This is a genomic window from Gelidibacter sp. (assembly GCF_039916245.1).
Taxonomy (GTDB): Bacteria; Bacteroidota; Bacteroidia; order Flavobacteriales; family Flavobacteriaceae; genus Gelidibacter.
Genome location: NZ_JBDSLS010000088.1, coordinates 16397 through 29202 on the forward strand (window position 1 = coordinate 16397; position 12806 = coordinate 29202).

8 protein-coding genes and 1 pseudogene are annotated in these 12806 nt (G+C 37.9%); 3 read left to right on the forward strand and 6 right to left on the reverse strand.

Features of this window, described 5'->3' with window-relative positions; translation table 11 throughout:
- Positions 1 to 112 precede the first annotated feature (112 nt).
- From ABIQ28_RS04325 to lepA, 3 genes are all read right to left on the reverse strand, one after another.
- A complete protein-coding gene (locus tag ABIQ28_RS04325; RefSeq protein WP_348035559.1) occupies positions 113 to 1375 on the reverse strand; it encodes a glucose-1-phosphate adenylyltransferase in 1263 nt (420 codons plus the stop codon).
- 2 nt (positions 1376 to 1377) lie between these two features.
- Positions 1378 to 2781: a glycogen/starch synthase gene (locus ABIQ28_RS04330; RefSeq protein WP_348035563.1), complete on the reverse strand. Its 1404-nt coding sequence runs from the start codon at positions 2779 to 2781 to the stop codon at positions 1378 to 1380.
- 448 nt (positions 2782 to 3229) lie between these two features.
- Positions 3230 to 5026, reverse strand: a complete 1797-nt coding sequence (lepA, locus tag ABIQ28_RS04335; protein WP_348035565.1) for a translation elongation factor 4 — start codon at positions 5024 to 5026, stop codon at positions 3230 to 3232.
- A gap of 151 nt (positions 5027 to 5177) precedes the next feature.
- On the opposite strand from lepA, the gene ABIQ28_RS04340 reads away from it, so the two are divergent.
- On the forward strand, positions 5178 to 7598 hold the full coding sequence (locus ABIQ28_RS04340; protein ID WP_348035567.1) for an outer membrane beta-barrel family protein: 2421 nt from the start codon (positions 5178 to 5180) through the stop codon (positions 7596 to 7598).
- A 22-nt stretch (positions 7599 to 7620) separates the two neighbouring features.
- On the opposite strand, the gene ABIQ28_RS04345 is transcribed toward ABIQ28_RS04340, so the two are convergent.
- The gene (locus ABIQ28_RS04345) at positions 7621 to 8724 is read right to left on the reverse strand and encodes a hypothetical protein (protein WP_348035568.1); all 1104 of its coding nucleotides are present in this window, start codon (positions 8722 to 8724) and stop codon (positions 7621 to 7623) included.
- Between the two features lie 85 nt (positions 8725 to 8809).
- On the opposite strand from ABIQ28_RS04345, the gene ABIQ28_RS04350 reads away from it, so the two are divergent.
- Both ABIQ28_RS04350 and dusB read left to right on the forward strand, forming a co-directional pair.
- The gene (locus ABIQ28_RS04350) at positions 8810 to 10036 is read left to right on the forward strand and encodes a M28 family peptidase (protein WP_348035569.1); all 1227 of its coding nucleotides are present in this window, start codon (positions 8810 to 8812) and stop codon (positions 10034 to 10036) included.
- 228 nt (positions 10037 to 10264) lie between these two features.
- The gene (gene dusB / locus ABIQ28_RS04355) at positions 10265 to 11257 is read left to right on the forward strand and encodes a tRNA dihydrouridine synthase DusB (RefSeq protein ID WP_348035571.1); all 993 of its coding nucleotides are present in this window, start codon (positions 10265 to 10267) and stop codon (positions 11255 to 11257) included.
- A gap of 177 nt (positions 11258 to 11434) precedes the next feature.
- Here dusB and ABIQ28_RS04360 read toward each other — a convergent pair whose 3' ends face one another.
- Together ABIQ28_RS04360 and ABIQ28_RS04365 are read right to left on the reverse strand one after the other, a co-directional pair.
- Positions 11435 to 12637, reverse strand: coding sequence for an ABC transporter permease (locus tag ABIQ28_RS04360; protein ID WP_348035573.1), 1203 nt, complete (start codon positions 12635 to 12637; stop codon positions 11435 to 11437).
- Positions 12638 to 12806 (reverse strand): annotated as a pseudogene (locus ABIQ28_RS04365) (ribosome-binding factor A); the annotation flags it as partial.

Below are 12806 nucleotides of genomic sequence, written 5' to 3' on the forward strand. Positions count from 1 at the left end.
TAAAGAATTTTGTCCCTGCCCGACTGTGTCATTCAGGCGGGTTTGTGCTTGATTTTAAAAGCGAAGCGGTCTTGATTCTTTTCTCGGATATTATAATAAAATATAATCCTATTTAAATGACCGTGCCATGCGGAATGACAGCACCTTTTTTGACGACTACAATCCCTTGTCTGATCACATAAGTATCGGTTTCAATGTCTTTTGAATTGGCATCGACGTTGATTCTAACATCATTTCCAATACGACAATTTTTATCGATAATAGCGTTTTTGATAAAACAGCGCTCCCCGATACCCATCGGAATTTCTGTTTTAGAGGTCACTTCCTCATACGTTTGGTAACGATCGCTACCCATCATATAAGTGTTAATAATGGTTGATTCATGCCCTATTCTTGAACGAATACCAATGACGGAATGCTCTATTTTACCTGCATTGATGATGCAACCATCGGCGATAACTGCTTTATTCAATGTAGTTCCGCTTATTTTTGAAGTTGGGAGCATCCGCGCCCTTGTATAAATGCGGTTTTTACCATTGAATAAATCAAATTGTGGAATATCATCGGTTAGACCTAAATTGGCTTCAAAAAATGAATCCACGTTTCCAATGTCCGTCCAATAGCCTTCAAATGGATAGCTCAAGGTTTTATGCTTCTCAATAGATTGCGGTATAATCTCCTTACCAAAATCGTTGGTATCAGGGTTTTTCATAAGGTCAATAAGGAGCTGTCTATTAAAGATGTAAATCCCCATTGAAGCTAAATGATTTCGCCCTTGCGCTTTCATACTATCACTAACTTCTGAAGTCCATTCCGGTAATAAACTCGCATCTGGTTTTTCTATAAAAGAAGTAATGATGCTGTTCTCATCTGTTTTTAAAATCCCGAAAGACGTTGCCTCCTTTTCGATTACTGGCAAGGTAGCTATGGTTATTTCAGCATTACTGGCGATATGAGCATCCAACATTTTGTTAAAATCCATTTGGTATAACTGGTCGCCGGATAGGATCAGTGCGTACTCAAACTCATAGTTTAAAAAATGGTGCATATTTTGACGTACGGCATCTGCAGTACCTTGATACCAAGCTGCGCTTGACATCGTCTGTTCCGCAGCCAAAACGTCAACAAACGCTTGACTGAAGAAACTGAAATGATAAGTGTTTTTAATATGCTTGTTTAACGAGGCAGAGTTAAACTGTGTCAATACAAACATGCGTTTGATTTCGGAATTGATACAGTTAGATATAGGAATATCCACCAATCTATATTTTCCGGCAATAGGAACCGCTGGCTTTGAACGTGTTGCAGTTAGTGGATACAGTCGTGAGCCTTGTCCACCACCCAAAATGATAGAAATTACATTGTCGTGGTACATAGTTATAGGATTAAAGAATTATAGAGATTAATATAGGCTTGAGCTGAGGTGTCCCAAGAATGGTCAATTTTCATGATTAAGTTACGGTTCTTTTTGAATCGTTCCACATCGTTATAAAAGTTAATGGCTCTATGAATGGCAAAACTGCCTTCATGGACTGTAGCACCATCATGTAGGATGCCAAAACCCTTATCATCAAAATCTTGAACGGTGTCTTTCAAGCCGCCCACTTTATTAACAATCGGCACGGTGCCATAGCGTAAAGCGTACATCTGGTTTAGCCCACAAGGTTCTACGCGTGATGGCATCACTAGAAAATCTGCGGCAGCGTAAACAATGTGTGCTAAACGCTCATTGTAGCCAATATACGTATTGTAGTAGCCCGGATAACGGAATTTAAGCTCATCCAATTCATGTTCGACCGAAGCATCTCCTGAGCCCAACATAAAAATAGAAAGGTTTTTATGGACGAGTGAATTATTGAAAATATCAGGTAATAGATCAGCGCCTTTCTCCCCCACTAAGCGTCCAATAAATGCAAATAACGGAAGCTCTGGATTAAGATTAAACTCTTTACAGAGCCATTCTTTGTTGGCTTTCTTACCAGAGGTTACGGTTTTTACAGTATAATTTTGAATTAAACTATCATCCGTCGCGGGATCCCAAACCTTGTCATCAATACCATTCAAAATCCCTACACATTTGTCACTTTCGTAGCGCAATAAATCTTCCAAACCATTGGCAGCGTATTTGAGTTCTTCCATATAATTGGGAGAAACTGTAGTCACTTTCCAAGCACATTTTAAGGCCGATGCCATCGGATTGATTTGATGTTTCCAATCTAATAATCCGGCTTTAGAAAAGTCAAAGGGAGGAATGAGATGTATTTTATTATGGCTGAACCAACCTTGATATTGTCCGTTATGGATCGTAAAGACCGAAGGCGTCATTTTCAATTTATGATAGGCATACGATTGCGACATCATGAAAGGAATCAACCCGGTATGATGGTCATGACAGTGCACTATATCAGGCTTTTGTTTCAATTGCACCAACCAATCCAACGCGGCAATTTGAAAGCCTAAAAAGCGTTCCGTATCAGCGGAAGAATAGACATAATCCGTGTAAAGTAATCCTGGAATATGAACCAAATAAAGATCATAGCCCAAGGTATTGTCTGTAAGTGTAAGAATATCAAAATCAAAAGTTCGTCCTAAATTGAACCGTCCGCTAAACACTTTTTTGAAGGTATTTGAATCGGTAAACTTATTATTATAAAATGGCATGATGACACTGCTGGTCTCACCCAATTGATTCTGATATTTTGGAAGTGCTCCCACGACATCACCCAATCCTCCAACTTTGGCAATAGGATAGCATTCAGCACTAAGATGAAATATGTTCATTGGTTGGTTTTATAAGTTCTTTAAAACTACAAAATAATTGAGCACATTACATGAATTTAATTTAAATAAATTGTTAGAGTGTCTAGGACAGTTCACGCTGCTATTATGATGCTATGGAATGAACTGTCTAAATTTGCATTATAATCAGTTCGCTCAAAATATATTTAGATATGTGAGATGAACCTTCAGAATCAGGGTTTTAAATTGCATTTTGTGGAATTAGAGCCTTGCAGTTTTTAGGATGGAAACTGATGAAGAATTACCAATTATTCAGTTTTAAATAGTTTAAAAACGAAATATTCCTGTCACTGCAGGAATATTTCATTTATAAAATTAAGGAAGAAAGGAGTATTTATGAGATGCTATCGCCTTCAATTGATACGATGAGCTTCGATGAAGCTAATGATTTCTGCTTTTACTTCGGCATGCTCAGTAACTGAACATGAATTTAGTCGTTCAATTTCAAAACCGCCATAAACGCTTGTTGTGGAATTTCAACATTCCCTACCAAACGCATACGTTTTTTACCTTTTTTCTGTTTTTCAAGAAGTTTACGTTTACGTGAAATATCCCCACCATAACATTTGGCAGTAACGTCTTTACGAAGTGCTTTTATGGTTTCTCTTGAGATGATTTTAGCACCCACCGCAGCTTGAATAGGAATATCAAATTGCTGACGTGGGATCAATTCTCTCAGTTTTTCACACATTTTTTTACCGATATCCTGTGCATTATCGGCGTGAATTAAAGCCGAAAGTGCATCAACAGGTTGTCCGTTTAATAAAATATCTAAACGCACCAATTTTGAGGTTCTCATGCCTGAAGGATGGTAATCAAAAGAGGCATAACCTTTTGACACTGTTTTTAATCGGTCGTAAAAATCGAAAACAATTTCTGCCAATGGCATATCAAAAGTGAGTTCCACACGTTCTGTTGTCAAATAGGTCTGGTTGACCACAATCCCTCTTTTTTCAATACATAAGGACATGACGTTACCCACATAATCAGCTTTTGTGATTATGGTAGCCTTAATATACGGCTCTTCAACGCGATTGACGGTTGACGGATCAGGCAAGTCGGACGGGTTGTTGACTACAAAAGGAACATCTGGGTTTTTATTGGTATAAGCATTGTACGACACGTTAGGTACTGTGGTAATGACGGTCATGTCAAACTCACGCTCCAAACGTTCTTGGATAATTTCCATGTGCAGCATCCCCAAGAAACCACAACGGAAACCGAAGCCCAAAGCCGCTGAACTTTCTGTTGCAAACACTAAGGACGCATCGTTTAATTGTAATTTTTCCATGGAGTTTCGAAGCTCTTCATAATCTTCAGTATCCACAGGATAAATCCCGGCAAATACCATCGGTTTGACGTCCTCAAATCCTTCCACAATATTGGTGGTTGGATTTGCAAAATCGGTAATGGTATCTCCTACTTTGACTTCTTTTGCTGTTTTGATTCCAGTTATCAAATACCCAACATCGCCAGCTTTAACGCTTTGTTTTGCAACTTGTGTGAGTTTTAAGGTACCCACTTCATCAGCGTAATATTCTTTGTCGGTAGCGACAAATTTAATTTTCTGTCCTTTTTTAATTTCACCGTTAAATACTCTAAAATAAGTTTCAATACCTCTAAAAGTATTATATACTGAGTCAAAAATCAAAGCCTGTAAAGGTGCATTGACATCTCCTTTTGGAGCCGGAATACGGGCAATAACCGCCGCTAATATATTATCTACTCCAAAGCCTGTTTTACCACTGGCGTGAATGATGTCTTCACGTTTACAGCCCAATAAATCAACGATATCATCTGTAACTTCTTCAATATTGGCACTTGGTAAATCCACTTTATTTAAGATGGGAATAATTTCTAAATCATTCTCTAAAGCCAAATATAAATTTGAAATAGTTTGCGCCTGAATGCTTTGCGCTGCATCAACAATAAGCAAAGCACCTTCACATGCCGCAATGGAACGTGAAACTTCATAAGAAAAGTCAACGTGCCCAGGAGTATCAATTAGATTAAGAATGTATTTTTCACCTTCATAGGTGTATTCCATTTGTATGGCATGGGATTTAATGGTAATGCCACGCTCACGCTCCAAATCCATACTATCCAAAAGTTGGTTTTGTTTCTCACGATCCGTTACAGTACCCGTAAAATCCAATAAGCGATCGGCAAGTGTACTTTTACCATGATCGATATGTGCTATAATACAAAAATTTCTAATGTTCTTCATAAAAATAAAAGGGCTAACTAATTTGCAAATATAACTGATTTATTGCGCTTTTGGTTGTTTTTTATGTACCTAAAAACATTAACAATTACGGAAATACCATAAAAAAAATTCTAAAACAATGTATATATTGCAGGTCTAAACTTAAACTAACTTGAAACCCCTCATTTACCTCTGCTTATTTTTGTGCGCTGTTCTGTCAACAACCGTAGGTTTTTCACAAGAGTATTCGGTTTCTGGATTTGTTCACGATCGTGAGCAACAGCCCATTGCATTTGCTCATGTCATTGTAATGAAAGCCCAAGACTCCTCCATTGTAAGAGGGGTTTCAAGCAATGATAAGGGCTTTTTTATGCTCGATAGATTAGCGTCAGATAAATATGTGTTCAAGTTTAGTTTTATGGGCTATACGGATATTTATAAATCTGTTTTGGTCGATCAATCGGTCGAAATGGGAACTATTGTTTTGAACGAGGCGTCAGAACAATTGGATGAAATAAATATTAGCGTTAAAAGGCCCACCTTAAAAAAATTAGCCGATCGTTTGGTTTTTAATATTGAAAACACCGCCTTAATTGAAGGCAATATGTTTGAGGTACTTCAAAGTACGCCTGGTATTTTGGTCATGGACAACAATATTCAGGTAAAAAATGCCAAACCAACGGTGTATATCAATGATAAGAAAGTGCATTTAAGCGGGGAGGAATTGATGCAATTACTACAAAGCTCATCGGCAAATTCATTAAAATCAGTAGAAGTGATTACCAATCCCTCCGCTAAATATGATGCGTCCAGCGGTGCAGTGATCAATATTGTGATGAGTAAAAACTTGGTCACTGGATATAGGGGAAATGTGTTCGGCAATTTCACTCAAGGCGTTTTCCCGAGATATGATGCGGGAATGAGCCATTTTTTTAAAAATGAAAAAATTGATTTTTTCGCGAATTATGCCTATTCCCAAGATAAAATCAATAGAGACCAAGATGAAGTGGTTAATTATCTGGATTTTAATAACACTATTGATGAAATTTTTAAATCCACTACCAACCGAAACACATGGTCAAAAACTCATAATTTCAATTTCAATTTTGATTATAACATCAATGAAAAAAACACATTGAGTTTATCTTCAAACATGCTGGTGCTTCCTTATTTTGACTATAAAATAAAGAATAACACGCATGTATTGGATGCCAGTCAGAATTTGAATTATTATTTTGATGCCAATAATATTTCAAAAGACGATAAGTACAATTTAGGTTTTGACCTCGATTATGTACACAAATTTGAGAAATCGGGTGAGAAACTTTCAGCGAATGCCCATTTTACGACCTATAATTACAATCGCAATCAGAATGTAAAAAGTAATTATTTTGCAAATGATGGCAGCTTTTTGGACACATCAGCTTTTAGAACCGAAAACCATCAGGACACTGAAATCTATACCGCAAAAATTGATTATAATTTACCAATTGATGACTCTGCAAATCTTGAAATAGGCGGCAAAGGTTCAAACATAAAGACGGCTAGTGATATTACACAGTTTAATAGTGTTAATGGGGCCGAAACCATTGACGCCAATAATACGGATGTTTATACCTATGATGAATCCATTTATGGAGGTTATGTTAATTTTTCAAAAGAGTGGGAGAAACTCAGTTTGATTGCGGGATTACGTGTTGAGCAAACCAATGCTAAAGGCTACTCCGTTATTGATAACGTAACCAATAACCAGGATTATTTGGACTGGTTTCCAACAGCAAGTCTAACTTATGCTTTTTCGGATAATTTCTCGTTATATTCTAATTACAAACGAAGTATTCAACGTCCTGATTATCAGGATTTAAATCCGTTTCAGTTTTATTTGAATGATGTGACTGTTGTTACAGGAAATCCTGATTTAAAGCCCATTATTGTGAATCGGGCCATACTTGGAACTTCATTTTTGAACGGACTTTATACTGTGGAAGCCTATTATAAAGCTTCTGATAACAATATTTTCGAGTTGACACTTCAGGATAATGTCAACAAAAGAATTACCTATACACCATTTAATCTTAAATCTACCATCGAGTATGGGTTTGACTTCGTTACCTATTTTGATCTAATCGAAAACTGGTCCGTTTATTTTGTGACCTCATTTTACAACACTCGGGATCGAGGCACCATTGATGGTTTGGAATACGAGAAAGATTTATGGTCAAATTATACCGCATTGAGCAATGATATCACCTTCTTAAAGGATAAAAGTTTGAACGCCAATCTCTCGTTAACTTACATGAGCAAATCCATTAGAGGTTTTCGGGAAATCAATGAGGTATTATTTTCAAATTTAACCATTTCTAAAACCATTTTAAAAAATAAGGCATCGGTGTCCTTAGTGATTTCTGACCTTTTTAATAAACAGGATTTCACATTTAAATCACGCTATTTAAATCAGAACAATACCACGTTTTATGATCAGGATACAAGAACCGTCAAATTAGGATTTCGATATAAATTTGGTAACACTAATTTAAAGACTAACGAACGTGTCACATCGCAACAGGAAACTGAACGATTGGAGAAAAAATAGTTAAATCGGTCAGTCTGTTCAATTAATCCTGCCATTCTGCAACAAATAAATTAGTATCGTGGCCACCGCCGTTGTTTCTGTTGGAAGAGAACATCAGTTTTTTGCCATCGTTTGAAAATACGGGGAAGGCATCAAACGTTTCGCTATGGGTAACGCGCTCCAAGCCCTTGCCATCAATGCCTATAATGTACAAACTGAATGGAAATCCGCGCTCGGATTCAAAATTTGAAGAGAAAATAATCCGTTTGCCGTCCGGTAAAAAAAATGGACTCCAATTGGCATTTCCGAGGTGGGTTAATTGTCTTAAATCACTACCATCGGCATTGCAAATGTACAGTTCCATCTCAGTGGGCTGCACCAATCCTTCTTTCAGGAGACTTTTGTATTCTGCGATGTCGTCCTCAGTTTTAGGACGCGACGAACGGAAGATGATTTTTGTGCCATCAGGAGAAAAGAAAGCACCGCCATCATAGCCCAATTCGAAGGTTATCTGTTTGACATCTGAGCCATCAATGTTCATGGTGTACAAATCGATATCGCCATTTCGAGTAGAGGTAAATACGATTTTATCGCCTTTTGGGGATACGGTGGCTTCTGCATCATAACCTTTTTCATGGGTCAATTGTGCGGTAATATTGCCTTCCAAATCGGCCACAAAAATATCATAGGAATCATAGATGGGCCAAATATATTTCCCATCCTTTTTCAATGGTGTTTCCGGGCATTTATCATTACCAAGATGCGTGGAGGCATAAACAATATGTTTATTGTCAGGCAAAAAGTAAGCACAGGTGGTTCTGCCTTTTCCAGTGCTGATCATAGGTGGTATTTTATCTTTAAACGTGTCGTCAGCATTCATCAAAAACATTTGGTCACAGTGGACATTCCATTTGGGATTATTGGATTGGAAAACCAATTGCTTGTCATCAAAACTCCAATAGGCTTCTGCATTATCGCCGCCAAAAGTGATTTGTTTTAAGGATTTGAAATGTTTTTCTTCGGGATAAATCAGAGAATCTGAAGCTGTTCTTTCAAGTTTTTTAACTGTTGTGTTAAAGGATTCCTTATCGTTTTTACATGAAAAAATAAGCGTAGCGATTATAGCAATAAAAAGGATATTTTTCATAGAAAATAGTTTAGATACAAGATTGTCGAAATCATAGAGCTTTAGTTGGATTTTTCTTAGTTTTATAAAATTAACATATAAAATTATGAAATTTATAATATGGAGTCTGTTTTTAGTTTTAATAGCATCTTGTAAGCAAGAAGTTATTGAAGAAATAAGTATGGAGACTGATGTTTCCGTCTTGGCTTCCGATGCTTATGAAGGTCGGGAAACTGGGACCAATGGCGAGAAGAAAGCAGTCGCCTATATTTCAGAACGCTTTAAAGCCCTCGGATTACAACCTAAGGGAAGCAATGGTTTTTACCAATACTTTAGTTTTAAACCTAAAAAAGATCCGCATAGTGAAGTGTTTTATGACGCTAAAACTACTGATAACACAATTACCGGGATCAATGTGCTGGCATATATTGATAATCACGCCAAAAACACCGTTATTATTGGCGCGCATTATGACCATTTGGGTTATGGCGGCGAAGGTTCGTTGTACCGTGAAAGGGATAAAGCCATTCATAATGGTGCTGATGATAATGCTAGTGGTGTTGCTGTTCTTTTGAATTTAGCATTGAAATTGACCAAGGGCAATACGCATAATAACTACTTATTTATAGCTTTTTCAGGTGAAGAAATGGGCTTGTTGGGAAGCAATTTTTTTGTAAAAAATCCGACGATTGATATCGCAACCGTCAATTATATGATTAATATGGACATGGTTGGACGTTTGAAAGAAGATGGCACGCTCGCCGTTTATGGCACAGGAACCTCGCCTCGTTTTAAGCAAGTGCTGCAGGCGGCTAACAAAAGCTTTAAATTGATAGATAATGAATCTGGCGTTGGACCTTCTGACCATACCTCGTTTTATTTAAGTGATATTCCCGTACTTCACATTTTTACGGGTCAGCATGAAGATTATCACAAACCAAGCGATGACTATGATAAGTTGAATTTTAAAGGCATGGAACTCATTTCAGACTATATTTTTGAGGTCATTACAGAATTGGACAACAGCGGAAAATTGGCATTCAGGAAAACCAAGAATGAAAGCGAAGAAACACCTCGTTTTAAAGTCGGGTTAGGTGTGGTGCCCGATTATTTATTTGATGGTAAAGGCATGCGGATTGATGGCACGAGAGAAGACACGCCAGGCTCAAGAGCAGGATTGCTAAAGGGCGATATTGTTATTAAGCTGGGCGACAGTATAATCACCGATATGTATGGCTATATGCGAGCGCTTTCGGTTTTTAAAGAAGGGGATCGTACCAAAATTATTATCGATAGAAATGGCGAGAAGATTGAGAAGGATTTGACGTTTTAAGGTATGCAATCGCTCTAGATTTTAAATCTGTTATCTTCCCACATTATCTCAATCAAAAAGTTCCTTCCCTTTTTTAAGGGAAGGTGGCTTTAAGCCTATAATAAAAGGCTTAAAGAGGGAAGGATCAAAACCAGTAATCCAACACCTAGACCTCACAGGTTTCAAAACCTGTGGTCTTATAAACCGCAATTGCTCAAAAAGCATTAATTTTGCATCAAAATCTGAATTGTGATAAAAATAGGCGACATAGAACTTCCGAATTTTCCTTTGCTGTTAGCACCTATGGAAGATGTTAGTGATCCACCATTTAGAGCCTTGTGCAAAGAACAAGGCGCTGATGTGGTTTATACGGAGTTTATCTCCAGCGAAGGACTGATCAGGGATGCCGCAAAAAGCCGTATGAAATTGGATATCTACGAACGCGAACGTCCTGTTGGCATTCAGATTTTTGGAGCCAATTTGGAAAGCATGTTGCAAACTATCGATATTGTTGAGAAATCCAACCCAGATATTATTGACATCAATTTTGGCTGTCCCGTAAAAAAAGTAGTGAGTAAAGGCGCTGGCGCCGGTATTTTGAAAGATGTGTGTCTGATGGAAAAGTTGACGGCAGAAATGGTAAAACGCACCAATTTGCCAATCACTGTAAAAACCCGTTTGGGTTGGGATCATGATTCCATAAGAATACTTGAGGTAGCCGAACGCTTGCAAGATGTTGGCTGTAAAGCAATTTCAATTCATGGACGCACACGTGCCCAGATGTATAAAGGAAATGCCGATTGGGGACCCATTGCAGAGGTCAAAAACAATCCACGGATGCACATTCCAGTATTTGGAAATGGCGACGTGGATACTCCTGAAAAAGCCATGGAAATGCGCGATGTGTATGGATTGGATGGTTGTATGATTGGCCGCGCCAGTATTGGGAATCCTTGGTTTTTTAAACAAGTGAAACACTTTTTTAATACCGGTGAACATTTGGATCCTATTTCTTTAGAAGAGCGCGTGGATGCTGCACGACGACATCTTGAAATGGCGATTGGTTGGAAAGGCGAAAAACTGGGTGTTTTTGAAACCAGACGTCATTATACCAATTACTTTAAAGGCATTCCAAACTTTAAAGAATACCGTTCAAAAATGGTTTCTAGTGATGATGCTGCAAACGTCTATGAAGCTTTTGATGAGGTGTTGGAAGCTTTTTCTGGCTATGAGTTCGTTTAAAGCCAGAAGTTGGAAGCACGAAGCTTGAAGTTTAGAGGATGAAGTATTGGAAAATTGAGAGTTAAAATTATTTAGTCTTTTTGATTTGAGAATTTTAGTTTTAAAGACCGAAGACCGAAGACCGAAGACCGAAGACTTGAGACTGCCAACTGCTGACTGAACACTGCCAACTGAAAACTAGCTCCTCACCAATGTCTCATTAATCCGTCCTGAAGCAATTTTAGAGGCAATGAATCCTAAAATCGTAATCGTTACTAAAACAACCACAATATTCATGACTTGAATTTTGACGGGATAAGGAAGTGAAGGCGTGATCATCACTAATGCGAATTGCTGTTGCAGAACTACAAGGATAAAACCTATCAAAACCCCTACAAATCCACCAAGAAGACTCATCAAGCTGCCTTGAAGAAAAAATACACGTCTAATATCTTTGGTTGTTGCACCGATATTATAAAGCGTATGCAAAGAGCCCTTTTTGTCCAAAATCATCATGATTAACGCGCCAATCACATTAAATAGTGCGATGATAATGACCAAAGTAAAAATGAGATACACCACCAAATTTTCGGTGTTCAACATCTTGTAAAGCGCATCATTTAATTGTGCTCTATTCTTTACAATAACGTTGGTGTCAAAATTCTCTAGTATCGCTTTTCTAACCGTGCTTTCATTAGCGTTTGGTTGGAGTTTCAGTTCAATACTGCTCACTTGATTATTGGCATAATCCATCAAGTAACGTGCGTTTGCAATATCCGTATAAACGTAAGTGCTATTCAAATCTTCATTGATATCAAAAACGCCAATATTGACCATATTCAATGAGTTAAAAGCACCTCTTATGGAACTGATTTGTCCAACGCCTGGTTTTGGCACATAAATGCTAAGTGTCTTTCCATAATCCAAAACGCCAAAAGAGAGGTTGTGCGCAATGCCCCAGCCAGAAACCAGTTGGCCACTGCCTTTTTCAAACCATTGCCCTTGGATGATCATAGAATCAATGCTGGTGACCTTCAGATAATTTTCATCGACACCTTTAAGTGATGCCAGCACGTTTTTATTGTCAAATTCAATAATAATACGCTCTTCAATGATTTTTGAATACGATGCAATCCCTTCAATTTTTGATAAGGCTGTTGAATCTTTGTCGGTCAACAAGAACGATTTTCCTTGTTCTGGGAGAATTTTAAGGTCAGGATCTACAAAAGAAGAAAATTCAAGGCTAAAATCCTTTAAGCCGGCAAATCCTGAAAGCACAACAAACAACGCCGCAGCGGCAACCACCACACCAGAAGCAGCAATAATGGTCATGATATTGATGGCATTATTGCTGCTTTTGGTAAAGAGGTATCGCTTAGCGATGTAAAGCGCGAAGTTCAATTACTTCTTTTTACGTTTGTCCAATAAACTAGCATCCTTAATTGGGTTGTCTTCGCCTCTTAAGGATTTATCGATACGTGCGATATATTCAAGTGAATCGTCGATAAAGAATTCCAAATTCGGCATGCGACGCAATTGATGTTTGGTGCGTTGTGCCAATTCATGACGA